Here is a 24,943-nt window from a genome sequence, read left to right on the forward strand (position 1 = left end):
ATCAGACCAACCGGGCCCGCCGCATCTTGCCCGACGCCGACCGCGGCAGCTCGGCCACGAAATCCACCGCACGCGGCGCCGCGTGGGTCGCGTAGCGCTCACCCACCCACGCCTTCAGCTCCTCGGCCAGCCCGGCACGCTCCTCCCGCCCCGGGGACAGCACCACCCGGGCACCGACCACCTGCCCGGCCAGGTCGTCATGGACCGCGTACACGCCGCACTCGGCCACCGCCGGATGCTCGTTCAGGACCGCCTCCACCTCCGCCGGGCCGATCCGGTACCCGTGCGAGCGGATCGCCCCGTCATCGCGCGTGGAGAAGTACAGCCACCCCTCGCGGTCCATGGTCCCGGTGTCACCCGTCAGGTAGTAGGCGCCCTCGGGAGTGAACCGCGCCTCCGCAGGCCCCGCCCCCTCCCAGTAGGAACCGAACCAGGCCAGCGGACTGCGCTCCAGATCCACGGCCACCCGGCCGTAGGACCCCGCGGGGGCCGGCTCGTCCGAGATCGCCTCCAGGACCCGCACCTCCCACCCCGGCAGGGCCGGACCGATCGCGCCGACCGCGTCCCCGCGCCCGACCACCCCCGCCTCCCCGTTGGGGATCCCCACACACCAGCCCAGCTCGGTCTGCCCGTAGTGGTCGCGCACGGGGACGCCGAACACGTCGGAGACCCAGTCGACCACGTCGGCGGCCAGAGGCTCCCCGGCACTGGTCAGACGCTGGACCACCACCTCCGGAGGCAGCGTCTTCGTGGCCGCCCGCAGCGTCCGGTAGGTGGTCGGGTCGGTGGCCAGGTTGGTGACCTGGTACAGGCCCAGAACGTCCAGGGTCAGCTCTGGGTCGAAGAACCCCGCGCGCAGCGCGAGGGAGCCGTGCCCGGCCAGCAGCGGCGAGATGACACCGTGGTAGAGGCCGTAGGCGGTACCGGGGTCGGCCGTGTTCCAGTACACGTCCTCGTCGTCCACCCCCAGCCCGTAGTGGTGGTAGGCGTGCATCGAGGCCAGGGCCCGCACCGGGACCGGCACCCCGCGGGGGGCTCCCATGGGGCCGGAGACGAACAGCAGGGCCATCGTGCCCGCGCCCCCGACGGCCGCATCCTCCACTGGTGCGGCGGAGCCCCGCGACAGCGAGTCCAGGGTGTGGTCGCCCTCCCGGAGCGGAGTGCCGCCGACGGTGGCGATACCCCAGTCCGCGGCGGCGCCGTCGGGCGCGTCGAGCTTGCCCCGGTAGGGGTCGTCGCACACCACCAGGCGGGCCTGTGACTGGGTGAGGCGCTGGGCGATGGCCGAGGGCGCGAAGGAGGGCAGGAGGGGGACCAGGACGGCGCCCAGGCGCCAGGCGGCGACGGCGGTGACGGTGAGGTCGATGCCCTTGGGGATGAGGGTGGCGATCCGGTCGCCCGCGGTCAGGCCGAGGTCGGCGAACCCGGCGGCCAGGGCGCGGGAGCGCTCGGCGAGTTCGCCGAAGGTGAGGACGGTGGCCCCGAGGGTGGGGCCGATCTCGGTGACGGCCACGGTGTCGGGGGCGTGGCGGTCGCACAGCAGGTGGGCCACGGCCGTGGCGGGGGTGTCGTAGGTGGCGAGCCAGTCCTGTATGCGGTGCGCCGGGTCGGGCATCGGTGGTCGTCCTCGGTCGTTTTGTTGTGTTGGCGGTGTACGTCAACACTATGCCCAGATGTGAGGTCGGCCTCACTGGTCGGGGAGGCGCGCGGTGGGTGATGATGTGCCGATGGACAGTGCTGCTGTGGTGAAGAGGTTCGGTCTGGGCGGGGATGTGCGCGCGTGGCTGGAGGAGGCCGAGGCGCTGCCGGAGCCGGCGCGGGCGCTGGACGTCCCGGTGGGGGAGCGGGCGGAGCGGGTGCTGGACCTGTTCGCTCTGGAGCCGGTGGACCGTGCCGAGGTGGGGGAGCTGTGGCCGGACGGGCGGTGGCCGTCGGAGCTGTGGCACCTGGTGGAGTGCATGTACCGGCGGCTGTGCGCGGACGCGGGACTGGCCGTGGGGGAGTGGCGGTCGTGGCCGCCGCTGGTGGAGGCGGAGGATCCGCGGGTGCGGGTGGCGTCGTTGTGGGCGTTCGCGGCGATGGTTGAGGCGCAGTTCGAGCGGCACGCCGCGTGGGGGATCGACCCGTCGGTGACGGCGGCGACGCTGGCGGACGTGGGCGTGCAGGTGGCGCGGTCGCGGCGGATGTTCGGCCGGTTGAGCCTGGAGCTGTCGGAGTGGGTGGCGACGCAGTTCCGGGGGCGGTTGTTCCGGGTGGGCGGCTTGCAGGTGGAGCCCGCGGTGCTGGGGGAGCAGGGGGAGGTGGAGTGGTACGCGCCGGGGGAGGCCCGGGCCCTGGGGGCGGGGATGGCGGCGGGCGATCCGTGTCTGCGGCTGCACATCCCCACCGGGGGGCTGGACCCTGTGGGGGTGGAGGGGTCGCTGGCGCGGGCGCGCGGGTTCGCGCGGGCGCACCTGGGGATCGATCCGGTGGTGGCCACGTGTACGTCGTGGCTGCTGGACCCGCGGTGGGGCGAGGTGTTGGGGGGCTCCTCCAACATCGTGCGGTTCCAGCGCCGGTTCACGCTGGTGGGTGGGGGGCGTCCGGGGGACGCGGACGTGTTCCGGTTCGTGTTTGGGCTGCCGCGGGTGGATGTGTCGGCCGTGGCGCGGGGGACGCGGTTGGAGCGTGCGGTGGTGGAGCGTTTGGAGGCGGGTGGCGGGTGGTCGGTGCGTACGGGCTGGCTGGCGTTGGGGTAGTCGGGTCAGATGGCCATGAGGGTGTGGGCCTGGGTGTCGGTGAGGTCGGCGCGGTCGCCGCTGTGGATGACGCGTCCGGCGTCCAGGACGGTGACGGTGTCGGCCAGGCGTAGGGCGACGTCGAGGTACTGCTCGACGAGCAGGACGGTGATGCCCTCGGCGGCGATGTCGGTGATGGCGGTCTCGATCTCTTCGACGATGGAGGGCTGGATGCCTTCGGTGGGTTCGTCGAGGATGAGCAGGGTGGGGTGGGCGACGAGGGCGCGGGCGATGGCGAGTTGTTGTGCTTGGCCGCCGGAGAGGAGTCCGGCGCGGCGGTTGAGGAGGGGTTTGAGGCGGGGGAAGCGGTCGAGGGCGTGGTCGATGAGGTGGGTGGGGCCGCGTTTGGTGGCGTGGTGGGCGAGGGTGAGGTTCTGGGCGACGGTGAGGGGGGCGAAGGTCTCGTGGCCTTGGGGTGCGTAGGCGATGCCGCCGTGGATGCGGGTGTGGGGTGGTTGTTTGGTGATGTCGGTGCCGTTGTGGGTGATGGTGCCGTGGGTGGGGGTGATGAGTCCGGCGATGGTGTTGAGGAGGGTGGTTTTGCCGACGCCGTTGCGTCCCATGACGCAGGCGATGGTGCCGGTGGTGATGGTGAGGTTGATGTCGAAGAGGACTTGGGCGCGGCCGTAGCCGGCGTTGAGGTTGGTGAGGGTCAGGTGGGGTGTGGTCATGGGGTGGCTTTCTGTGGGGTGCGGCCGAGGTAGACCTCTTGGACGCGGGGGTCGTTCTGGACGGTGGTGACGTCGCCGTGGGTGAGGATGCGTCCTTCGTGTAGGACGGTGACCTGGTCGGCGTAGCGGCGCAGGAAGTCCATGTCGTGTTCGATGACGATGATGGTGTGGTCGGCGGCGATCTCGGTGAGGAGTTCGCCGGTGCGGGTGCGTTCGTCGGCGCTCATGCCGGCGACGGGTTCGTCGAGCAGGAGCAGGCGTGGGTTCTGGGCGAGGAGCATGGCGATTTCGAGCCATTGGCGTTGGCCGTGGGAGAGGGTGGCGGCGGGGCGGTTGGCGTGGTCGGTGAGGCCGACGCGGTCGAGGTGGCGGGTGACGTCGGGTGGGAGGGTGCGGCGGCGTCGCAGGAGTTGCCAGGGGTGGAGGCGGGCGCTGGCGGCGAGGTCGACGTTGTCGGCGACGGTGAGTTCTTCGAAGACGGCGCTGGTCTGGAAGGTGCGGCCGATTCCGGCGCGCACGATCTGGTGTTCGCTGCGTTTGTTGAGGGTGTGGCCGTTGAAGGTGATGGTGCCGTGGGTGGGGCGTGTGCGGCCGGTGATGGTGTCGATGAGGGTGGTTTTGCCGGCGCCGTTGGGGCCGATGAGGAAGAGGAGTTGGCCTTCGTCGAGGTGGAGGTCGACGTGGTCCAGGGCGGTGAAGTCGCCGAAGGTGACGGTGAGGGTGTCGATGGTGAGCAGGCTCATGCGGGGCTTCCTGTGGTGGCGTCCTGTGGCGCTGGTGGTGTGGTGCGGGTGCGTGGGCGGGTGAGTGCGGTGGCGGCTTGCCGGGTCAGGCCGGCGAGGCCGTGGGGGGCCAGGGCGATGACGAGGACGAACAGGGCGCCTTGGAGGTAGATCCAGCCGTTGGCGAAGGTTTCGGCGAAGGTGGTCTCGGCGGCGTTGATGAGGACGGCTCCGGTGGCGGCTCCGGCGAGGGAGTAGCGTCCGCCGATGGCGACGGCGAGGACCATCATGATCGAGGGGATGACGCCGATGAGGGAGGGGGAGATGATGCCCATGATGGGGACGAAGAGGGCTCCTCCGATGCCGGCGGCCATGGCGGAGAGGGCGTAGGCGAGGGTTTTGACCCAGGTGGGGTTGTAGCCGAGGTAGCGGACGCGGTCTTCGGCGTCGCGGATGGCGATGAGGAGTTTGCCGTAGCGGCTGTTGTTGATGTGGCGGAAGAGGAGGTAGATGGCGGCGAGGGTGAGGACGGTGATGGTGTAGAGGGTGGTCTGGGCGGTGGGGGAGTAGAGGCTGTGTCCGGCGAAGACGGGGAAGTTGGTGAGTCCGTTGGTGCCGCCGGTGAGGTGTTGTTGGCCGATGAGGAAGATGACGAAGGCGGCGGCCAGGGCCTGGTTGAGGATGGCGAAGTAGGCGCCGCGTACGCGTTGGCGGAATACCGACCAGCCCAGGAGCGCGGCGGTGGCTCCGGGGACGAGGACGGCGGCGGCGATGGCGGTGGCGGGGTGGGTGAAGGGTTTCCAGAACCAGGGGAGTTCGGTGAGGCCGGACCAGACCATGAACTGGGGGAGTCCGGTGGTGTTGAGGGGGTCGGCGGCGGTGCTGGCCAGGGTCAGGTGCATGCCCATGGCGTAGGCGCCCAGGCCGAAGAAGACGCCGTGGCCGAGGGTGAGCATGCCGCCGCGTCCCCAGGCCAGGGAGATGCCCAGGGCGACGATGGCGTAGCACAGGTACTGGGCGAAGAGGTTGAGGCGGAAGGGTTCCAGCAGGAGGGGCAGGAGGAGGAGTGCGGCGGCGATGAGGGCGAGGAAGGTGAGGGGGCCGCGCAGGCGGGTGAGGAGTGCGGGGGCGGTGGTGGTCACGTGAGCGCCCTTGTCTTGACGGTGAACAGTCCTTGGGGCCGGGCCTGGAGGAGGGCGACGATGGCGGTGAAGGCGATGAGTTTGGCCAGGGAGGCGTCGGTCCATGCTTCGACGGTGGCGTTGAGCATGCCCAGGGCGAAGGCGGCGATGACGGTGCCGCGGAGTTGGCCCAGGCCGCCGATGACGACGACGAGGAAGGCGTCGACGATGTAGTTGGTGCCCAGGGTGGGCCCGGTGGGTCCGGTGAGGGTGAGGGCGACCCCGGCGATGCCGGCGAGTCCGGAGCCGATGAAGAAGGTGGTGGCGTCGACTCTGCGGGTGTTGATGCCGGTGACGGCGGCGAGGTCGCGGTTGTGGATGACGGCGCGCATCTGGCGGCCTTGGCGGGAGCGGTTGAGGTAGTAGGCGATGGCGGCGACGGCGGTCAGGGCCAGGGCGAGGATGAACAGGCGCGCGTAGTGGATGCGGATGTCGCCGAGGGTGATGCCTTCGGTGAGCCAGGGGGGTGCGGGTACGTCGACGTTGGGTGCGCCAAAGGTGTCGCGGGCGGCCTGTTGGAGGATCATGCCGATGCCGAAGGTGAGTAGGAGGGTGTCGAGGGGGCGTCCGTAGAAGTGGCGGATGAGGCCGAGTTCGAGGAGCCAGCCCAGGGTGCCGGTGACGGCGAAGGCGACGGGGAGGGCGACGATGAGGGAGTAGGCGGGGTTGACGCCGATCCAGGCGTGGAGGACGTAGGCGGTGTAGGCGCCGATCATGATGAACTCGCCGTGGGCCATGTTGATGACGCCCATTTGGCCGAAGGTGAAGTTGAGGCCGAGTGCGGCGAGCAGGAGGACGGCTCCGATGGCCAGGCCGACGGGGAGTTGGGTGATGAGGGCGTCCACCGCGGCTCCTTTCCGGGGGTGGGGCGGCCGGGACTCCTGTCCCGGCCGCCGGGGGAGGGCGGGGTCAGCCGGTGAGGTCGGCGGCCCAGTCGTAGCCGGTCAGGTAGGGGTCGGGGGTGATGGGTTCGGGGGAGGTCCAGATCTCGTCGATGAGGCCGTCGTCGTTGATCTGTCCGATGCGGGCGGTCTTGACGACGTGCTGGGTGTCTCCGTCGAGGGTGATGGTGCCTTCGGGGGCGTCGATGGTGATGCCGTCGAGGGCGGCGCGGACGTCGTCGACCTCGAAGCTGTCGGCTTCCTCGACGGCGGCCTTCCAGAGGTAGACGGCGTTGTAGGCGGACTGCATGGGGTCGGAGGTGACGCGGTCGGCGCCGTAGGTGTCGGTGAAGGCTTCGACGAATCCGGTGTTGGCGTCGGTCTGGGTGCTCTGGTAGTAGTTCCAGGCCGTGAGGTGGCCGGCGATGTTGTCGGCGCCGATGCCCTCGACCTCTTCTTCGGCGATGCTGACGCTCAGGACGGGGGTGGCGTCGGGGGTGACGCCGGCTGAGCGCAACTGCTGGAAGAAGCTGACGTTGGAGTCGCCGTTGAGGGTGTTGAAGACGGCGTCGGGTTCGGTGCGGGCGATGTCGTTGGTGATGGTGGAGTATTCGGTGTGGCCGAGGGGGGTGTACTCCTCGGCGGTGATCTCCATGTCGTGGGCGTCGGCGTAGGCGTTGATGATCTGGTTGGCGGTGCGGGGGAAGACGTAGTCGCTGCCGACGAGGTAGAGGCTGGTGTGGCCCTGTTCGCGCAGGTAGTCCAGGGCGGGGATGATCTGCTGGTTGGTGGTGGCGCCGGTGTAGACGATGTTGTCGGAGGCTTCGAGGCCTTCGTACTGGACGGGGTACCACAGCAGGCCGTTGTTGCGTTCGAAGACGGGGAGCATGGCCTTGCGGGAGGCGGAGGTCCAGCCGCCGAAGACGGTGGCGGCGCCGTCGGACTGCAGGAGTTTTTCGGCGCGTTCGGCGAAGGTGGCCTCGTCGGAGGCGCCGTCTTCGATGACGGGTTCGATCTGGTGGCCGAGGACGCCGCCGTCGGCGTTGATCTCGTCGATGGCGAGTTGGACGGAGTCGCGGACGGTGACCTCGCTGATGGCCATGGTGCCGGACAGGGAGTGGAGCATGCCGACGGTGACGGTGTCGCCGTCGGTGCCGCCTGTGGTGGCGCCGCCGCAGGCGGTGGTGAGCAGGAGGAGCGCGGTGGCGGCCGCGGTGAGGGTGCCTCGGCGTGTGCGTGCCATGTGTGTCCGTCTCTGGGGTGGGGGTCAAGGGGTCTTGTAGGAGGCTGGTGGGGGGCTGTTTCGTGGGGCGTGTCGGCGGGTTACGTATACATTCCGGTATCCGGTGCGGGTGTTAAAACGGTGTGGTGGGCTCCGCGCAGTGTTCTACTTGACATAATGTGCATTATCGGCGTTATGGGAGTACCCGTGGGGTAGGGGTTGCGGGCTCTTGGGTCGGCTGGGCAGGCGGCGGCGTGTCCGGGTGTCGCCGTGTGCTGTCGTGTGTTTCGGGCGCCGCCGCGCCGGGTGGCGCCCGTCGGCGGCGATGTGCTGCCGCGGCGGCCCGGTTCGCCGTCGGCTGTGCCGTGGTGCGGGCGGTCCGGCTGTGTCGGGAGGCCTGGCCTGGGCCGGTTCTGTGTCCGGTCCCCCGGAACCCTTCCTTCGCCCAGTTTGATGCATAAATGATGTTATGCATGATTTTGTGTCTCTTTGGTGTCTTATGCGTGTTGCGTGGTTGTTCATTTCTGAATGACTGAACCTTCTTGCCGGTTCGTGCCTGGCGGCCGGCCCCGCGCGCCCCTTCTGCGGCCCGTGCGGGCACCCCGCTCCCCCGGCCTGTGTGGTCCGTGCGTGGCGATTGGAGCGCAAAGCGATGGAATGATCACCCTAAGTAGTAATCGGTTGTCGGTGCGCGGTCGCGGCACGTCCTCTGGAGCGCGCCCCCGGCGGCGGCTACGGTGGCCGTTGGCGAGGCCTCCCCCGCGCAGTACCCGGTCCTGCCCCCGCGCCGCCGTACGGACGACGAACCACCGGGGAGGAGGGCCGCCATGGCCCTGGACCAGGACGAACTCGAACGCGTCGACGCCTACTGGCGGGCGGCGAACTACCTGTCGGTCGGGCAGATCTACCTGATGGACAACCCGCTGCTGCGCACGGAGCTGGTCCCCGAGCACGTCAAGCCCCGGCTGCTGGGGCACTGGGGCACCTGCCCGGGACTGAACTTCTGCTACGCCCACCTCAACCGGGTGATCCGCGAGCGCGGCACGGAGATGATGTACGTGATGGGACCCGGCCACGGCGGTCCGGCGGCGGTGGCCAACGCCTGGCTGGAGGGCACCTACAGCCATGTGTACCGGCACGTGTCCCAGGACGAGGCGGGGATGCGGCGGCTGTTCCGCCAGTTCTCCTTCCCCGGCGGTGTGCCCAGCCACGCGGCCCCGGAGACGCCCGGCTCGATCCATGAGGGCGGCGAGCTGGGGTACTCGCTGGCGCACGCGCACGGCGCGGCTCTGGACAACCCGGAGCTGGTGGTGGCGTGTGTGGTGGGCGACGGGGAGGCGGAGACGGGGCCGCTGGCGGCGAGCTGGCACGCCACCTCGTTCCTGGACCCGGTGCGCGACGGTGCGGTGCTGCCGATCCTGCATCTGAACGGGTACAAGATCTCCAACCCGACGGTGCTGGCGCGCATCCCCGAGCGGGAGCTGGAGCTGTTCTTCGAGGGGCTGGGGTACCGGCCGCTGACGGTGTCGGGGGACGATCCGGCGGCCATGCACGGGCGGATGGCGCGGGTGCTGGACGAGGCGATGGACATGATCGCCGACATCCAGGGGGCGGCGCGCTCGGGCAGGGCTTCGCGGCGCCCGGCGTGGCCGCTGGTGGTGCTGCGCTCCCCCAAGGGGTGGACGGGCCCGCGCGAGGTGGACGGTGTTCCGGTGGAGGGGACCTGGCGCGCGCACCAGGTGCCGCTGGCGGGGGTGCGCACCGACGCCGCCCATCTGCGGATGCTGGAGCGGTGGATGCGCTCCTACCGGCCCGAGGAGCTGTTCGGCGGCGACGGGGCGCCGGCGGCGGTGGTGCGGTCGGCGGTGCCGGGGGCCGGTCGGCGGATGAGTGCGTCGCCGCACGCCAACGGCGGTCTGCTGCTGCGGGACCTGGTGCTGCCGGACTTTCGCGGCTACGCCGTGAAGGTGGGCGGTCCCGGTACGGGCGCCAGTGAGCCGACGCGGGTGCTGGGGTGTTTCCTGCGGGATGTGGCACGGGCCAACGAGGGGGCGTTCCGTCTGGTGGGGCCGGACGAGACGGCGTCGAACCGGTTGGCGGCGGTGTTCGAGGCCACCGACCGGGTGTGGCAGGAGGGTTTGGAGGGCACCGACGAGCACTTGGGGCGGCACGGGCAGGTGATGGAGGTGCTCAGCGAGCATCTGTGCCAGGGCTGGCTGGAGGGGTACCTGTTGACGGGGCGGCACGGTCTGTTCAGTTGCTACGAGGCGTTCGTGCACATCGTGGACGCGATGTTCAACCAGCACGCCAAGTGGTTGAAGGCCTCGCGGGCGCTGCCGTGGCGGCGGCCGATCGCGTCGTTGAACTACTTGTTGACCTCGCATGTGTGGCGCCAGGACCACAACGGGTTCACGCACCAGGATCCGGGGTTCTTGGATGTGGTGATGAACAAGCCGGCGGAGCTGGTGCGGGTGTACCTGCCGCCGGACGCGAACACGCTGCTGTCGGTGGCCGACCACTGCCTGCGTTCGCGTGACTACGTGAACGTGGTGGTGGCGGGCAAGCAGCCGTCGCTGGACTACCTGTCGATGGAGGAGGCGGTGGCGCACTGCACGCGCGGGATCGGGATCTGGGAGTGGGCCAGTACCGAGGGCGGTGGTGATCCGGACGTGGTACTGGCGTGTGCCGGTGACGTGCCGACGCTGGAGACGGTGGCGGCCGCGGCTCTGCTGCGGGAGCTGTTCCCGAGTCTGCGGGTACGGGTGGTGAACGTGGTGGACCTGATGCGGTTGCAGCCGGCCAGTGAGCACCCGCACGGGTTGAGCGATGCCGAGTACGAGGCGCTGTTCACCACGGACCGGCCGGTGGTCTTCGCCTTCCACGGGTATCCGTGGCTGGTGCACCGGCTGGTCTACCGGCGGCGGGGACACGCGAACCTGCACGTGCGGGGGTACAAGGAGGAGGGCACCACGACGACGCCGTTCGACATGGTGATGCTCAACGACCTGGACCGGTACCACCTGGTGATCGACGTGATCGACCGGGTGGAGGCGCTGGCGCGCAGTGCGGGGCACGTGCGCCAGCGGATGGTGGACGCGCGTCTGCGTGCGCGGGCCCATACGCGCGAGTACGGCCAGGACCCCGAGTGGGTGCGGGAGTGGGCGTGGCCGTACTGATGCGGGTGCTGGTGGTCAACGCCGGTTCGAGCAGCGTGAAGCTGAGTGTGGTCGAGGGGCGCGAGGCCGTGGTGTGGGAGCGGTCGGTGCCGGTTCGGGCCGGTGCGTGGGACGAGGCGGCGGTGGAGGGGGCGCTGGCGTCTCTGCCGGAGGTGGACGCGGTGGGCCACCGGGTGGTGCACGGGGGCCCTGACCTGGTTCGCCCCGTGGTGGTGGACGGTGGGGTGGTGGAGTACCTGGAGTCTCTGGTGGGGTTGGCGCCGCTGCACCAGGAGGCGGCGCTGGCGGGGATCGCGTCGGTGGGGCGGCTGCTGCCGGGGGTGCCGGCGGTGGCGTGTTTCGACACGGCCTTCCATGCGACGCTGCCTCGGGAGGCGGCCACGTACGCGGTTCCGGAGCGGTGGGGGGTGCGCCGGTACGGGTTCCACGGGCTCTCGCACGCCTACGCTTCGCGTCGGGCGGCGGAGTGGGTGGGCGGTGGGCGTGTGGTGGTGGCGCATCTGGGGGCGGGTGCGTCGCTGGCGGCGGTGCTTGGGGGGCGGTGTGTGGATACCACGATGGGGTTCACTCCGTTGGAGGGGCTGGTGATGGCGACCCGGTCGGGCAGTGTGGATCCGGGGCTGGTGGTGTGGCTGGTCGAGCACTGCGGGATGTCGGCCGAGCGGGTGGGGTGGGAGTTGGAGCACGCGTCGGGGCTGGTGGCGCTGGCGGGGACGGCGGACATGCGGCGGGTGGTGGAGCGCGAGGCGTCCGGTGACGGTGTGGCCGGGCTTGCGCTGGGGGTGTACGTGCACCGGTTGCGGGCGCAGGTGGCGGCGATGGCGGCGGCGCTGGGCGGGTTGGAGGTGCTGGTGTTCACCGGGGGTGTGGGTGAGGGGTCGGCGCGGGTGCGGGCGCTGGCCGCGGAGGGGCTGGGTTTTCTGGGTGTGGGGGTGGACGGGCAGGCCAATGCGCAGGTGGAGGGTGAGGGTGAGGTGAGTGCGGCGGGTGCGCGGGTGCGCACGTTGGTGGTGCGTGCGCGTGAGGACGTGGAGGTCGTTCGGGGGGTGCGGGAGGCTCTGGGCGGGTGAGGGGGTGTGTCCGGGGAGCGGCTGGGCTCTAGGTGGTGGGGAGGACTGCGAGGGCCTGGTCTTGCCCGGGTCCTCGCAGTCCTTGTGGCGGGTGTGCCGCTCCTTTAGTCGAGGGCGTCGAGGGCGGCGACGATGTCGGTCGGTTCGGCGCGGGTGGTGTAGTCGGTGTCGGTGAAGGCCCAGCGGATGGTGCCGTTCCTGTCGATGACGTAGGTGGCGGGCAGGGGCAGGGTCCGGGGGTGGCCGTCGTTGACGCGCTGGAGGTCGAAGCCGAACTTGTCGTAGACGGCCGCGAGGTCGTCGGGAAGGTCGAAGGCGAGCCCGTAGTTCCTGGCGGTCTCGGAGCCGATGTCGCTGAGGACGTCGAAGGCCAGGTCGTGTTTCTCGGTGAGTGTGAGGGACTCGTCGGGGATTTGCGGGGAGACGGCCACCAGGTGGGCGCCGCGTGCGGTGATGGCGTCGTGGTGCTGTTGGAGGGAGCGCAGGGCCATGTTGCAGTAGGGGCACCAGGCGCCGCGGTAGAAGGTCAGGACGACCGGTCCCTTGGCCAGGAGGCTGGTCAGGGAGAGGGTGTGTCCGGTGGCGGAGGGAAGGCTGAAGGGTGGGGCTTGGGCGCCGACTGCCAGCGCGTGGTCTGCTTGGCCCGAGTTGGCGAGTTCTTGACTGGCTCTGTGCATGATCTCGCGGATTTCGGCGGGGATGTCCTGCTGTCGTGCTTGGTAGAAGTTGCGCAGTTCGGTGTTGAGGGTGGTCATGGTGCCGGGTTCCTTCCCAGTGGTGTCTGCGTCCCTATCTTGGAATGTTCGTTCCAAGATAGGGTGCGCGGTGGGCACGTGCCAAGCCGTGTGGAACGAAGAGCGGGAGGGGCGACTACACTGCCATGAGCCCGGCGCCGGGACCCTCGTTCCCCGCGCGTGCCGTTCGCCGGCTTGCGGTGCCGCGGCGGGTGCGAATTACCGTGGAGTCCGCATCGAGTTGGCGGGGGGGCGAGCCGTGCCGGACGTCAAGCACTTCGATCCCGACGCCGTTCTGGAGACCGTGGCGCACCTGTTCTGGCGCCTGGGAGTGGATTCGACCGGGATCCAGGACGTGGTGGCCGCGACCGGGCTGAACCGGTCCAGTCTGTACGCGACGTTCGGCGGCAAGCAGGAGCTCTATCTCTCGGCCCTGCACCGCTATCTCGAACTGCGGTCCCGGCCGATGCTGCGCTCTCTTGCCGGGGAGGGGTGCGGGCTGGAGACCGTGGCCGAGTTCTTCTCCGGACTGGTCGAAGCGCGCTGCTCAGGTGAGTACGCCCGCTGGGGGTGCATGGTCTCCAACGCACACCTGGGTGCCGAGAGCTCCGAGCCCGGGGTCCGCGCCGTCCTGGAGCGGCATCACCGGGAGCTGCGGGAGGCGATGCACACAGCCTTGGCCGCGGCCGAGGAGCAGGGCCAGCTCGCTGCCGGGGTCGATCCCAGCGCCTACGCCGACGTGCTGGTGCTGCTCGCCTACGGCATCAACCTGCGTTCGCGTGCGGGCGCTGCTGCCGAGACGCTGCACCGGGCCGTGGAGGCGGCTCTGGCGCCGATCGCCGCCCGGTCAGTGGCCTCGTCGGAGTCCGGCCGCTGAGGGGCGCTGTTCCTTTCGTGCGCGGCCCTCCCCCGCTGCCCCGGTGGTGTGGGCGGGGCGGGGTTTCGGGGATGCTGTGGGCATGGGTGCTGAACTGGTGGCGTTGGAGGCGGTGGAGCGTTATCTGGTGGCGCGGGGGGCGGCCAAGCCCTCTGCGCACACGGTGGCGGCCTACCGGCGGGATCTGCGCGGGGTGTTGGAGTGTGTGGCGCGGGTGCTCGGGTGCGGTGTGCAGGAGGTGGTGGTGGGGGTGTTGGACGCGTCGGTGCTGCGGGCGGCGTTCGCGGAGTTCGCGGCGGATCGGGCGGCGTCGAGTGTGGTGCGTGCGTGGTCGACGTGGAACGGGTTCTTCGGGTTCTGGGTGTCGGAGGGGGTGGTGGGGGGCAATCCGATGCCGGCGGTGCCGCGGCCGCGGGTGCGGCCCTCGGGGCCCAAGCCGTTGATGGGTGAGGACACGCCGGAGCGGTTGTTGGAGGCGTTGGCGCGGGGGGCGCGTCGGGGGCGTGATCCGTGGCCGGAGCGGGATCTGGCGGTGTTGGCTCTGGCGCTGCTGACGGGGATGCGTTCGGCGGAGATGCTGGCGTTGCGGGTGGATTCGGTGGGGGGCCGGCCCGGGGAGCGGCGGATCCGTGTGGTGGGCAAGGGTGGTGGGGAGCGGGTTCTGCCGATCGAGGTGCCGTTGGAGGTGCTGTTGGAGGCGTATCTGGTGTCGCGGCGGGAGCGGTTCGGTGCGGTGCGGGGTGGGGACCCGTTGCTGGTGGACCGTCGTGGGCAGGGGTTGCGCCGGGGCGGGTTGCAGTATCTGGTGCGCCAGTGCTATCGGCATGCGGGGGTGCACGACCGGGTGGCGCGGGGGACGCTGGTGCACGCGCTGCGGCACACGTTCGCGACGCGGTTGGCCGAGGACGGGGCGTCGGTGAGTGAGATCATGCGTTTGCTGGGGCATGCGTCGGTGGCCTCGTCGCAGGCCTATATCGAGGTGACGGCGCGGGCGCAGCGGGAGGCGGCGGGGGTGAACCGTACCTATGGGGTGGTGCGTCGGTTGGTGGGTGGAGGTGAGGGGGCTCCGGGTGCGGGGGGTGCTGGCTAGGCTGGGGCGGGTGAGTGATGGTTTCGTGGTGTCGACGGTCAATGTGAACGGTTTGCGTGCCGCTGCGCGCAAGGATCCGGGGTTCGTGTCGTGGCTGGGGTCCACGAGTGCGGATGTGGTGTGTCTTCAGGAGACGCGGGCGGAGCGCGAGCAGTTGGCTCGGGAGGTGGTGGCTCCGCCGGGTTGGCATGTGGTGCTGGCTCCGGCGGCGGCGAAGGGCCGTGCGGGGGTGGCGGTGTATTCGCGGGCGGAGCCCGATGCGGTGCGGGTGGGGTTCGGCGCGGCGGAGTTCGCCGAGGCGGGCCGGTATGTGGAGGTGGATCTGGGCGCGGTGACGGTGGCGAGCCTGTATCTGCCCTCGGGTGAGGTGGGGACGCCGCGCCAGGAGGAGAAGGAGCGGTTCATGGACGCTTTCCTGCCGTACCTGGTGGAGCGCCGGGGGCAGGTGGAGGCGCGGGGGCGTGAGCTGGTGGTGTGCGGTGACTGGAACATCGCGCATCGGGAGGCGGATCTGCGGAACTGGCGGGGAAACCGGAGGAGTTCGGGTTTCCTGCCGCAGGAGCGTGCGTGGTTGTCGCGGGTGTTCGGTGAGGCGGGATATGTGGATGTCGTTCGTTCGCTGTTTCCCGATCGGGAGGGGCCGTACACGTGGTGGTCCTATCGTGGGCGTGCGTTCGACAATGACACGGGTTGGCGGATCGACTATCAGGTGGCGACGCCGGGGTTGGCGGCCCGTGCGGTGTCGGCCCGGGTGGAGCGGGCGGCCGCCCATGGTGAGCGGTGGTCGGATCATGCTCCGGTGACGGTGCGGTTCGGGGGGTGAGGGGTCTGTGATGGGTGTTCCGGTCGTGTTGGTGCACGGGCTGCGGGTGTCGGGCAGTATGTGGCGTCCGCAGGTGGAGGTGCTGCGTGCTCAGGGGCGGACGGTGGTGGCGCCGGATCTGCCGGGGCACGGGGCGCGTCGGGGTGAGGCGTTCTCGGTGGGTTCGGCGGTGGATGCGGTGCTGGCCGCGATCGACGGGGTGGGGGGCCGTGCCCTGTTGGTGGGGTTGAGTCTGGGGGGGTTTGTCTCCATCGCGGCGGCTGGGGCGGCGCCGGGGCGTGTGGCGGGTCTGGTGGCGGCCAGTTGTACGGCCAAGCCGGCGCAGTCGTTGGCGCAGGTGTACCGGATTCCGTCGGTGTTGATGGATCGGTTGCCGGACAAGGGTGCGGCGGTCAATGAGCGGTTTCACCGGTTGATGCTGCGTGAGGGTGCGGCGGAGGCGGTGTTGGGTGGTGGTCTGGCCGTGGAGGCGGCGACGTCGGTGATCGATGAGATCTCGGAGTTGGACGCGTTGGCGGCGTTGCGGGCGTATCCGGGGCCGGTGTGGTTGATCAATGGCTCTCGGGACCATTTTCGGATCCATGAGAGGCAGTTCTTCGAGGCGTGTGTGGACGGGCGGTTGGTGAATGTGCCGCGGGCGGGGCACATGGTGAGTTTGGACCAGCCGGAGAACTTCGCGGCGATCGTGGCGGATGCGGCTGATGTGGTGTCGGTGCGTGAGGTGCGGCGCGGGTTGGACTCGGGTGGTGGTGCTCTGGTGGAGGGCGGGGACGGTTAGTGGTGGGCGGTGCGTGTGGGGGGCGGTGCGTGGCACCGCCCTTGGTGTTGTGCGGGGTCAGGCGGTGCGGGTGGTGTGGGGGGCGGTGGTGGTGCGGTTTGGGGCGGGTTGGGGGGTGTGGAAGTAGATCATGGGGTTGCGTCCGGGTGTGTGTACGGGGGTGTGCAGGCCGAGTTCCTTTTTGAGGTCGGTGATGGCCTGGTGGTGGTGGGGTGCGCGGGCGGCGGAGGCGGTGAAGTAGTCGGTGGTGTGGGCGGTGAGCCAGTTGAGGACGACGGCGCCTTCGGTGAAGGGCAGGGTGTGGCGCTGGTGGAAGACGTCGTGGACGCTGACGGGGGTGCGGGGGGCGAGTGTGGGCAGGAGGTCGCGGGTGTACCAGCGGGCGAAGCGGCCGTTGTGGGCGGCGTCGATGAACAGGTAGTCGGTGGGTGAGGGCAGCAGGTGGGTGTTGGTGCGCACGTCGCCTTTGGTGAAGGTCCAGCGGGTGGCGGCCAGGTCGTGGGGGACGTGGCGGGGGGCGTGGTCGACGATGTCGAAGGAGTGGAGGTGGCCGGTGCCGTTGTCGCGCAGGGCGGCGAGGATCCAGGTGGTGGACCAGCCGTAGTAGGTGCCGATCTCGACGACGTTGCGGGGGGTGTGGTGGCGGATGAGGAGGTAGGTGATCTCGGCTTCGATGTCGTCGAGTTGGGGGGTCATGGCGGGGTCGGCGGTGCGGTGGTGGTGGCGTTGGGCCTGGCGTAGGCGGGCGAGGTCGTCGCGGTGGGTGCGGTAGAGGTCGAGGATGTGGTCGAGGGTGGTGGCCATGTCTGCGTCCCCACGTGGGTGGTGTGTGCGTGTTGTGGGTGCAGAAAGTAGCAGTGTGGCGGCTTTCTGTGCTGGCGGTGGGGTTTTGGTGGTGGTTCGGGTGTGTTGTGGTGGCGGCGATCGAGGGGCTGCGTGAGGCGTTGGTGTCGGTGCCGGTGAGCGGCCGGGTGCTGGGGGTGCGGGCCGGAGGAGTTGGCGGGTTCGCGTGGTGGCGTGCGGTGACTCGACGGACGCGTTGGGTGGCTTTGCGTGCTGTTACGGCTTTTTGACGCTAGGGTGCACCCAACCGTTGAGAGGAGCACCCCCCGTGCGACATGTTGTCGGCTTCCTGTTCGGTCTGATTCTGGGCCCTGTGCTGGTGCTCGCCTGCGGGTGGGTGTTCCCCCGCCTCAAAGGCGTGTACGCCTCCGGTGCGCCCGTGTGGGAGGGGTCCGCTCCGGTGGCGCTGGCGGGCCTGGCCGGTGTGGGGCTGGTGGTGGCCCTGCTGGTGGTCCCCTCGCGGCTGACGCCCATGGCGGCGCTGGTCTCTGCCCTGGCGGTGGGCGGGCTCAGTGTGCTGTCGCTGGTGCGGGCGGACCTGTTGGAGCGCCTACCGGAGTCGCTTCCCGGTGCGGAGGGGGCGCTGTCGCTGCTTCCGCTGGGGGTGTTCGTCCCGCTGGTGGTGGTGCTGGTGGCGCCGGTGTTCTCGGGTGCGCGCTGGCGGGGTGAGGAGGAGGACGACGAGGTGACCACGGAGGAGTACTTCGAGGGCCTCTACGAGGAGGGCGGGGGGCGCCGTTCCACGGACGTGTCCTCCGCGCCGGGAGGGCGGCACGCGGTCGGGTAGGTCCCGCTCGCCGCCTCGTCCGTGGGCCGCCGTACCCGTGGGGTGCGGCGGCCGCGTGCTGGGTGCGGGCTCAGCGCCAGGTGGGGCCCCAAGAGGAGCTGCGGGAGACGTCCTTGGGCATGGGCGGCAGGAACGTCGAGCCGCGGGGGTGGGGCCGGACGGGTTCGTCTTCGGCGGGTACCGCGGGAATGAGGGTGGTGGCCGGTTCGGGTTCCGGGGCGGGGGCCGGTTCGGGTTCGGGCAGCGGTGCGGGGGCGGCCGTCTCGGGTTCGGCGGTCCAGGCGACGGGTTCGGGCAGCGGGGTGGGGTCCTGGGAGGGCAGGGCGGGTTCGGAGGGGGCGATGCGCCGCCACCACTGGGCGGCCTCCTCGTCGGGCAGTTCCGATTCCACCTCCAGCCAGCCGTGCACGTGGCTGTGGCGGCGTCCGGCGTTCCAGGAGCGGGGGTAGGGCTGTTCGTCGAGGATGAGGACGCGTTCGCCGTCCAGTGAGGGGATCTCGGCGGGCATGCCCTCGTTCCACACCCAACTGCCGTCGTGGGCGACCAGGTTCCACCATCCGCGGACGGTGCGGGCCTGGGGGTGGACGTCGCCGTCGCGGTAGGCGGCGCTCCATCGCGGGTCGGGGGGGTCCCCTTCCAGGCCCTGGCCGCCGGGGCCGATGAGGGCGTCGGCGAGCAGGGTGTGGAGTTGGAAGTTGTCGCCGATGCCGTCGAAGAGGACGCGGAAGGCGCGGCGGGAGGCGCGGTCCAGGACCAGGGCGTTGGTGGCCTCGGCCATGCGCAGCAGGGCGCGGATGTCGTCGAATTCGGGCAGGTGGGCGCTGAGCTGGTTGGCGATGGCGACGAGTTCGGCGTGCAGGGCGGGGTCGCGTCTGATGTGGCTGCGCACGCTGGTGTGGCTGAGCATGGTGCGCGCGGCCAGGCCGTGGCGGCGGATGGTCCACCAGCACATGGTGGCGCCGGGGGCGTCGGTGCCCAGGTCGGCGGCGACGCGCTCCTCGGCTTGGGCGGTGACGCTGTCGGGGTCGGGGGGTGCGTCGGGGCCGGTGTGTTCCCAGGCGCGGGCGAAGACGATGGCGCCGCGGCCCATGGAGCGCAGGCGGTGGAGGATCTCGATGCCGGTGGGGCCGGGGTCGGTGCCCATTTCGACGAGGGCGCCGGCGATGACGGAGAGGTCGGCGAGGATGCCGGGGGCGGCGTGGTTGCCGGAGATGAGGGGGGTGAGGGCTTCGAGGGCGAGTTCGCGTTCGTCCACGGGGATCTGCGTGGCGAGGGTGTAGACCTTGCGTACCGCAGGGGGGAAGTGTTGGGGGTCGGTGGCGACGGAGGCGTCGATCAGCTCCTGGAATGCGGCGCGAAACTCGTCGACCATGAGACCGTCCCCTTTCTCGACACGAACAAACCTAATGTACTGGTCAGCGGTGGATCGAACGTTAACGTACTTTTTTGTGTTCGATCGGAGGTTTCGTTGGCGATCTGATATGCGGGTGTGGTCGCGGCGTGGCCCGCGGTGGGTGCCCGGCCCCTCACAGGCCCAGGCGGGTGACGGCGTTGTCGTCGAGGGGGTTGGCGGTGCGGATGTAGTCGTGGACGGTGCGCGGGTTGGTCCAGCGGCCCTGGCGCATGATCTCGCGGTCGGTGGCTCCGGACAGGGCGGCCTGGGTGGCGAAGCCGGCGCGCAGGGAGTGGCCGCCGAAGGCGTCGGGGTCCAGGCCGGCGCGGCGGGCGTAGCGTTTGACGACTTCGCCGACGGCGCGTCCGGACATGGGGCGGGTGGAGACGCGGCCGTGGCGGTCGATGGTGGGCAGCAGGGGGCGGCCGGTGCCGTCGGCGAGGGGGACGGCGTCCAGGTCCTGGCAGCGGTGTGCGGCGGTGGGGGGCTGGTCGTGGGCGGTGTGGGCGAGCTGGTCGGTCCAGTCGGCGAGGGCGCACACGGGGCAGGTGGTGCGGTGGCGTCCGCGCGGCAGGGCGACGGTGGGTGCGTGGCGGCCGTCCTGATCGGTCTTGGAGTGGGTGATACGCACGAGCAGGGCGGGGGCGCCGGTGGCGGTGTCGGTGTGTATCCGCAGGTCGTCCAGGGTGAGGGCGGCCAGTTCGGTGCGGCGCAGGGCGCCGGCGAAGCCGGTCAGGAGCAGGACGGTGTCGCGTCGGCGTGCGGGGCGGGTGGGGTGGGTGTCGGGGGGGCGTACGGCCAGGAGGGCTTCGAGAGTGGGCAGGTCGACGGGGTTCTTGCGTGCGGGGCGGGCCTTGCGGGTGCGGCGGATGCCGCGCAGGGTCATGCGTACGACGTCGGCGCGGGTGGGGGCGGGCAGGCCGTGGGCGGCGTGGACGGCGGCGATGGCGGCGCTGCGGCGTTCCAGGGTGGCCGGTGCCAGGGCCCAGCCGGTGCCGTCGGGGGTGCGCGCGGCGGCGCAGGTGGCGAGGTAGACGGCCACGTCGACGGGGTCGGCGGGCAGGGAGCGGCGGCTTTGGGTCAGGCACCAGGCGGTGAAGGCGGTCCAGTCGGTGCGGTAGGCGCGCAGGGTGTTGGGCGACTGGGCGCCGGCCAGGTAGCGGCCCAGGGTGTGGGCCTGTTCGGTGTCGAAGCGTTCGCGGACCTGGTGCAGGGTGCGGGTGTCGATGAGGGCGGCGTGGCCGGTGTCCTCCAGGCGTTGGAGGACGGGGGCGGGCAGGTCGGTGGTCTCTGGGGTGCGCACGGGCTCAGGGGGTGAGGTCGGTGGTCAGGGCGGCCCACAGTTCGGCGGGGGTGACGGTGAGCAGGAGGGGGGTGGCGGTCAGGGCCAGGGCGGCGGTGAAGAGCAGGGCGGGGACGGGGCGGCGGGTGAGGGCGGCGGTGGCGGCGGCGCAGGCGGGCAGGGCCAGGCCGGTCAGGAGCAGGGCGGCCAGGGAGGTGCGCAGCGCGGTGAGGGGGGCGGTGCTGCCGGGGGCGGCCGGGTGGAGGGTGGCGTCCATGGTGTTGAACAGCAGGGCGGCCAGGCTGGCGGGGGTGCCGATGAGCCAGGTCAGGCCCAGGAGGATCCACAGTGCGGTCAGGCGCCGGTCGGGCGGGTCCTTGATGATGAGGGGGGTGCGGCGCGGGCGGGTCGGGGCTGCCTCCTCGGCGTGGGAGGGGTGGTGGTCGGGCACGGGTGGTCCTCCTGGCCTGGGGCGGTGGTGGGCAGGTTACCGGCCCCAGCCGGTCAGGTGCAGGGCCGACACGAACACCACGGGCCAGGCCAGCAGGGTCAGGGACCACAGGGCGCCGCGGCGGTCTCCGGCGACGGTGGCGACGGCGGCGGCGAGGAAGGGCAGGCCGACGGCGGCGGCGAAGGCGAGGGTGAACCATTCGGCGGCCGAGCCGTCGTGGTCGACGGCGCGCAGTCCCATGAGGTAGCCGGTGGGTCCCAGGGCGAGTGCGGCCAGGGCCAGCAGGGCCAGGACGACGCGGATGCCGGTGGGGTGGCGGGTGTTGTGGCCGCCGCTGGGTGCGGGAGGACGGTCAGACACGGGGGCCGTTGGTGCCTTTCGGAGCGTGTGGCGGTCCGGGGTTCGGTGGGTGCGCCCGCGGCCGGGGCGCGTTGGTTAAAACGTACTCCACCGGTGCCGGTGGGTGGGACCGGCCGGGGGTCAGGTGTGGGGCCAGGGCCGGGCGCCGGTGGTCAGGCGGGTGAAGCCGGCGAGCAGGCGCAGTTCGTCGACGGTGCGGGGTGTGGTGGCGAGCAGGTCGGGCGAGTAGGTGAGGACGGCGAGGAGGCGGGCTCGGGAGAGGGCGACGTTGAGGCGGTTGCGGTCCAGGACGAAGGCGGGGCCGCGGGTGGTGTCGGCGGCGTTGGAGGCGGTCATGGAGCAGATGACGGCGGCGGCCTCCTGGCCTTGGAAGCGGTCGACGGTGCCCACGCGGATGCCCTCCAGTGCGGGGGTGGTGCGGGCGGCTTGGGCCAGGGCTCGGCGCAGGGCGCGTACTTGGAGGTTGTAGGGGGCGACGACGAGGATGTCGGTGCCGGTGAGGGGGCGGGGGGTGTGGTCGGGGCCGTCGGTGAGGCGGTGGGTGGTGAGGGTGCGGGCGAGGGCGACGACGGCGTCGGTCTCTTCGGGGCTGTGGGTGGTGCGGCCGGTGTGGGTGACGGGGTGGGTGTAGATGCCGGGTGGGGTGGGTGTGAGGGTGCGCTGGGTGGTGGTGGGGTGGGCGTGCAGGTGTCCTTGGTAGGACAGGTCGGAGACGGCTTGGCAGACGTCGGGGTGCATGCGGCGGGTCTGGTCGAGGAAGTAGCCGCGTGCGGGGTCGATGAGGGGGGCGGTGCCCATGAGGTGTTGGAGGGCGGAGGCGTCGGCGCCTTCGCCGTGGGTGCCCTGGACGACCTGGGGCAGTTGGCGGGGGTCGCCGAGCAGGACGAGGTTGTGGGCGGCGGCGGAGGCGGCGAGGGTGTCGGCGAGGGCGAACTGTCCGGCTTCGTCGATGATGAGGACGTCGAGGGGGTCGGCGACCATGGCGGCGTTGGTCATGGCCCAGGCGGTGCCGCCGATGAGTGTGGGGCGGCCTTGGGCGGTGTGCTGGGTGCGCCAGCGGGCCAGGGCCTGGGGGGTGGCGGGCTGGTCCCAGGGCGGTGCGGGTTCGGTGGCGTCCTTCTTGGTGTTCTTGGCGCGTTTGGCGGCGGGCAGGTTGACGCCGGCGGTGGTGGCGGTCTCCAGGGCGGCGTGCATGAGGTTCTCGACGGCTTTGTGGCTGGTGGAGCAGACGCCGATGGTGCGGCCCTGGCGGGCCAGGTGGGTGATGAGTTGGGCGGCCAGGTAGGTCTTGCCGGCGCCGGGCGGGCCCTGGACGGCGAGGTAGGAGTGGTCGAGGGCGTCGGCGGCGGCCAGGGCGGCGGTGATGGGGTCGCCGCCGTGGTCGGCGGGTGCGGGGAGGGGGCCGCGGTGGGTGAGGCGGGGCGGGGTGCGGCGCAGGACGTCCAGGCCGGGGTGGTGGGGCCAGCCGGGGAGGGTGTCGACGGCGGTGCGTGCGGTGAGTTCGAGGGCGCCGTCCTTGGGGCGGGGGTTGACGGGGGCGCCGGGTAGGACGGCGATGGGGGGTCGGGAGGTGGTGGTGTCGGGGTCGCCGGTCTCGGTGAGGGTGAGGGTGTCGGCGGCGGTGTCGGTGACGGTGGCCTGGGTGGTGGTGGCGTTGTGTCCGGGGGCGGCGGGGTAGAGCAGGTGGACGTCCTGTCCGGGGGTGAAGGGGTGGGGGTGGGCGGTGTCCAGGCGCATGGTGATCTCGCGGCGGGCCTTGCGCTGGCGTCCGGTGGGGGGGATCCACTCCCCCGTGCGGACGCGCCAGGGGACGGCGCAGTCGGTGTCGGTCTCCAGGTCGGTCAGGGGTGCGCTGGTGCGGCGGTAGTGCTCGCGCCAGGGCGGGAGGTTCTCGCGCTGGTAGTAGCCCACGAGGGCGGCGAGTGTGGCGCGGGTGCGGGCGTCGTCGTCGCGGTCGGCGGGGGCGGTGGGGACGTCGGCGAGCAGGGGTTGGGTGAGGGCGTCCAGGCGGGCCTGTTTCTCGGCGCGTTTGCGGGCGCGTTCGGCGTCGTCCTCGGTGAGTTCGATCTGGGTCGGGGGGCGGCCGGTGATGCCCTGGCGGGTGCGGTGTTCTTCGAGCCAGTCGCGCAGGCGGGCGGTGGAGTGGCAGTCGTCGCGGTTGTAGGCGGCGATGTCGTCCAGGATGCGGGTGGCGGTGCGGTGGTCGCCGCCGCGGTGGGCGGCCTGGTAGGCGGCGTAGGCGTCGATGGAGGAGGTGGCGGTGGTGACGCCGCCGCTGCGGGTGGCGGGCAGGTAGAGGGGTTCAAGGTATTTGATGGAGTAGGAGCGCTGGGAGACGCGCAGGCTCTTGCGGACGACGGTGTACAGGTCGATGAGGCGGTTCTCGCGCAGGAGGCGGTTGACCTCCTCTTCGCGGGTGGCGTATTCGGAGCTGAGGTGTTTGAGGCGGTCGGCCTCGTAGGAGGCGTAGTGGTAGATGTGGGCGTTCTCGTCGGTGTCGATGCGGCGGCATGCGAAGTCGACGAAGTCCTCCAGGGCCTGTTTCTCCTGGGCGCGGTCGTGGGCCCAGAAGGCGTGGAAGGTCTCGTGGCCGTGCTCGTCCTCGGTGGTGGCGCCGAAGAGGTATTCCAGGCCGCGGCCGTCGTCGCGTGAGTGGTAGGGGTAGCCCTCCATGTCGAAGAAGAGGTCGCCGGGGCTGGGGGCGGGCAGGCTCGCCAGGCCGTCGGGGGCGAACACTTCGGCGGTGACGGTGCCCTGGGGGTCGGCGGGGGTGCGGGTGGTGTCCTGGCGGACCTGGAGGGCGGCTTGGGCGCGCAGTTGGTCGAAGGTGCGCTGGGGCAGGGTGGCGGGGCGCTGGTCGTCGCGTGCGGCGGCCAGGGCGTCGATGGTGTGCACTCCGGCAGTGGTGAGTTTGGTGGCCTGGTCGGTGCGCAGGCCGGCGACCAGGGACAGGTGGCGGGCGGCGGTGCGTCCTTGGCCGCACCAGGTGGCGTAGCCGCAGCCTTCGCAGGCGGGTCGGGGCTGGCCCCAGGTGGGGGTGGGCAGGGCAGGGGGGCGGGCCAGGCGGGTGGTGAGGCGCTGGGTGAGGCGGTCCAGGACGGGGAGGAAGTCGTGGGTGGGCAGGGTGTGGGTGCGGCCGTCGCCGGTGAGCAGGTGCATGTGTGCGGGTGTGCGGCCGGCGGTGTGGCCGGTGGCGTGGGCGTAGGCGGTGAGTTGGACGACGGCGTCGGGGCCGGGGCGGTGGGCGAGTTTGGTGTCCCAGGGTTCGTAGGTGTGGGGGCCGTCGTGGTGGGGGCGGGGCCGGCCGGTGGCGGGGTCGAGGTCGGAGCGGATGAGGAAATCGGCGCGGCCGTGGAAGGCGACGGTGTCGGTGAGGGGGTGGTGGAAGCAGCCCTGGTAGATGGCGGGGGCGCCGGCGTCCATGGCGGCGGTGGTGGCTTTGGCGGCTTGGGTCAGGGAGGCGTCGTCGGGTTCGGGTGGGCTGATGCGGACCAGGTCGGGGCCCAGCAGGGTGGTGAGGCGGTCGAGTTCGGCGTGTTCGTGGTCGTGGCCGTGTTGGGCGATGAGGGGGTCGATGTCCTCCGGTGTGGGGGCTCCGGGGGTGTGGGCGGCCAGGGCGGCTTTGAGGGCGCTGCGGTGGTCGCACTCCAGGGTGTCGACGAGGTCGCTGGGTGAGACGACCCAGCCGGTGGTGGTGCGGAACAACGCGGAGGCCCTCCTGGTGGTGGTGTGGTGGGAGGGATTGTGCCACGTCGGGGTGACCGGTGCGGGGTGGTCGGCGGAGGGTGGCGCAGCGCGGCGCCCCGCCTCCCGGGGGGAAGGGCG

The 24,943-nt window shown here is 71.3% G+C and carries 21 protein-coding genes; 8 read left to right on the forward strand and 13 right to left on the reverse strand.

From position 1 onward, the window contains the following. Position 1: 1 nt before the first annotated feature. Positions 2 to 1,615, reverse strand: coding sequence for an AMP-binding protein (locus ACFHWE_RS09560; RefSeq protein ID WP_416600362.1), 1,614 nt, complete (start codon positions 1,613 to 1,615; stop codon positions 2 to 4). A gap of 112 nt (positions 1,616 to 1,727) precedes the next feature. Here ACFHWE_RS09560 and ACFHWE_RS09565 point away from each other — a divergent pair, with 112 nt between their 5' ends. Next, entirely contained in the window at positions 1,728 to 2,738 is a 1,011-nt protein-coding gene (locus ACFHWE_RS09565) for an acyltransferase domain-containing protein (RefSeq protein ID WP_416600363.1), read from the forward strand. 5 nt (positions 2,739 to 2,743) lie between these two features. Here the strand turns inward: ACFHWE_RS09565 and ACFHWE_RS09570 are convergent, their stop codons facing one another. From ACFHWE_RS09570 to urtA, 5 genes are all read right to left on the reverse strand, one after another. Further along, a complete protein-coding gene (locus ACFHWE_RS09570) occupies positions 2,744 to 3,448 on the reverse strand; it encodes an ATP-binding cassette domain-containing protein (protein WP_416600364.1) in 705 nt (234 codons plus the stop codon). Further along, complete coding sequence (gene urtD / locus ACFHWE_RS09575) at positions 3,445 to 4,191, reverse strand: urea ABC transporter ATP-binding protein UrtD (protein WP_416600365.1); 747 nt, start codon at positions 4,189 to 4,191, stop codon at positions 3,445 to 3,447. Before urtD ends, ACFHWE_RS09570 begins: the two co-directional genes overlap by 4 nt. Beyond that, on the reverse strand, positions 4,188 to 5,312 hold the full coding sequence (gene urtC, locus ACFHWE_RS09580) for an urea ABC transporter permease subunit UrtC (protein ID WP_416600367.1): 1,125 nt from the start codon (positions 5,310 to 5,312) through the stop codon (positions 4,188 to 4,190). The genes urtD and urtC overlap by 4 nt, the downstream gene beginning before the upstream one ends. After that, on the reverse strand, positions 5,309 to 6,196 hold the full coding sequence (gene urtB, locus ACFHWE_RS09585; RefSeq protein ID WP_416600368.1) for an urea ABC transporter permease subunit UrtB: 888 nt from the start codon (positions 6,194 to 6,196) through the stop codon (positions 5,309 to 5,311). The genes urtC and urtB overlap by 4 nt, the downstream gene beginning before the upstream one ends. 64 nt (positions 6,197 to 6,260) lie before the next feature. Beyond that, on the reverse strand, positions 6,261 to 7,475 hold the full coding sequence (gene urtA, locus ACFHWE_RS09590) for an urea ABC transporter substrate-binding protein (protein WP_416600370.1): 1,215 nt from the start codon (positions 7,473 to 7,475) through the stop codon (positions 6,261 to 6,263). An 806-nt stretch (positions 7,476 to 8,281) separates the two neighbouring features. Between urtA and ACFHWE_RS09595 the strand changes: the two genes are divergently transcribed. Continuing rightward, positions 8,282 to 10,630 carry a phosphoketolase gene (locus ACFHWE_RS09595; RefSeq protein WP_416600372.1) on the forward strand — a complete coding sequence of 783 codons (2,349 nt, stop codon included), beginning with the start codon at positions 8,282 to 8,284 and terminating at the stop codon, positions 10,628 to 10,630. After that, positions 10,630 to 11,700, forward strand: coding sequence for an acetate/propionate family kinase (locus ACFHWE_RS09600; protein WP_416600441.1), 1,071 nt, complete (start codon positions 10,630 to 10,632; stop codon positions 11,698 to 11,700). The genes ACFHWE_RS09595 and ACFHWE_RS09600 overlap by 1 nt, the downstream gene beginning before the upstream one ends. A gap of 104 nt (positions 11,701 to 11,804) precedes the next feature. On the opposite strand, the gene ACFHWE_RS09605 is transcribed toward ACFHWE_RS09600, so the two are convergent. Continuing rightward, positions 11,805 to 12,455, reverse strand: coding sequence for a peroxiredoxin-like family protein (locus ACFHWE_RS09605; protein ID WP_416600374.1), 651 nt, complete (start codon positions 12,453 to 12,455; stop codon positions 11,805 to 11,807). A 238-nt stretch (positions 12,456 to 12,693) separates the two neighbouring features. Here ACFHWE_RS09605 and ACFHWE_RS09610 point away from each other — a divergent pair, with 238 nt between their 5' ends. From ACFHWE_RS09610 to ACFHWE_RS09625, 4 genes are all read left to right on the forward strand, one after another. Beyond that, positions 12,694 to 13,311 (forward strand): TetR/AcrR family transcriptional regulator, encoded by a 618-nt coding sequence (locus tag ACFHWE_RS09610; RefSeq protein WP_416600376.1) that lies wholly within the window; start codon positions 12,694 to 12,696, stop codon positions 13,309 to 13,311. Between the two features lie 82 nt (positions 13,312 to 13,393). After that, on the forward strand, positions 13,394 to 14,401 hold the full coding sequence (locus tag ACFHWE_RS09615; RefSeq protein ID WP_416600378.1) for a tyrosine-type recombinase/integrase: 1,008 nt from the start codon (positions 13,394 to 13,396) through the stop codon (positions 14,399 to 14,401). A 10-nt stretch (positions 14,402 to 14,411) separates the two neighbouring features. After that, entirely contained in the window at positions 14,412 to 15,224 is an 813-nt protein-coding gene (locus ACFHWE_RS09620; RefSeq protein WP_416600379.1) for an exodeoxyribonuclease III, read from the forward strand. A gap of 10 nt (positions 15,225 to 15,234) precedes the next feature. Then, positions 15,235 to 16,002: an alpha/beta fold hydrolase gene (locus ACFHWE_RS09625; protein ID WP_416600381.1), complete on the forward strand. Its 768-nt coding sequence runs from the start codon at positions 15,235 to 15,237 to the stop codon at positions 16,000 to 16,002. Between the two features lie 57 nt (positions 16,003 to 16,059). On the opposite strand, the gene ACFHWE_RS09630 is transcribed toward ACFHWE_RS09625, so the two are convergent. Then, entirely contained in the window at positions 16,060 to 16,806 is a 747-nt protein-coding gene (locus tag ACFHWE_RS09630) for a class I SAM-dependent methyltransferase (protein WP_416600382.1), read from the reverse strand. Between the two features lie 307 nt (positions 16,807 to 17,113). Between ACFHWE_RS09630 and ACFHWE_RS09635 the strand changes: the two genes are divergently transcribed. Continuing rightward, on the forward strand, positions 17,114 to 17,632 hold the full coding sequence (locus tag ACFHWE_RS09635; RefSeq protein ID WP_416600383.1) for a hypothetical protein: 519 nt from the start codon (positions 17,114 to 17,116) through the stop codon (positions 17,630 to 17,632). A gap of 70 nt (positions 17,633 to 17,702) precedes the next feature. Here ACFHWE_RS09635 and ACFHWE_RS09640 read toward each other — a convergent pair whose 3' ends face one another. The 5 genes from ACFHWE_RS09640 to ACFHWE_RS09660 all read right to left on the reverse strand — a co-directional run bounded on the left by ACFHWE_RS09640 (position 17,703) and on the right by ACFHWE_RS09660 (position 24,823). After that, positions 17,703 to 19,004 carry a hypothetical protein gene (locus ACFHWE_RS09640; RefSeq protein ID WP_416600384.1) on the reverse strand — a complete coding sequence of 434 codons (1,302 nt, stop codon included), beginning with the start codon at positions 19,002 to 19,004 and terminating at the stop codon, positions 17,703 to 17,705. A gap of 154 nt (positions 19,005 to 19,158) precedes the next feature. After that, complete coding sequence (locus ACFHWE_RS09645) at positions 19,159 to 20,328, reverse strand: site-specific integrase (RefSeq protein ID WP_416600386.1); 1,170 nt, start codon at positions 20,326 to 20,328, stop codon at positions 19,159 to 19,161. Positions 20,329 to 20,332: 4 nt separating this feature from the next. Continuing rightward, complete coding sequence (locus ACFHWE_RS09650) at positions 20,333 to 20,758, reverse strand: hypothetical protein (protein WP_416600387.1); 426 nt, start codon at positions 20,756 to 20,758, stop codon at positions 20,333 to 20,335. Positions 20,759 to 20,794: 36 nt separating this feature from the next. Continuing rightward, the gene (locus ACFHWE_RS09655; RefSeq protein ID WP_028647676.1) at positions 20,795 to 21,118 is read right to left on the reverse strand and encodes a hypothetical protein; all 324 of its coding nucleotides are present in this window, start codon (positions 21,116 to 21,118) and stop codon (positions 20,795 to 20,797) included. A gap of 120 nt (positions 21,119 to 21,238) precedes the next feature. After that, positions 21,239 to 24,823 carry a TM0106 family RecB-like putative nuclease gene (locus tag ACFHWE_RS09660; protein WP_416600389.1) on the reverse strand — a complete coding sequence of 1,195 codons (3,585 nt, stop codon included), beginning with the start codon at positions 24,821 to 24,823 and terminating at the stop codon, positions 21,239 to 21,241. Between the last annotated feature and the right edge of the window lie 120 nt (positions 24,824 to 24,943).

Origin of the sequence: Nocardiopsis sp. LOL_012 (assembly GCF_048060475.1) — a bacterium.
Classification (GTDB): domain Bacteria; phylum Actinomycetota; class Actinomycetes; order Streptosporangiales; family Streptosporangiaceae; genus Nocardiopsis.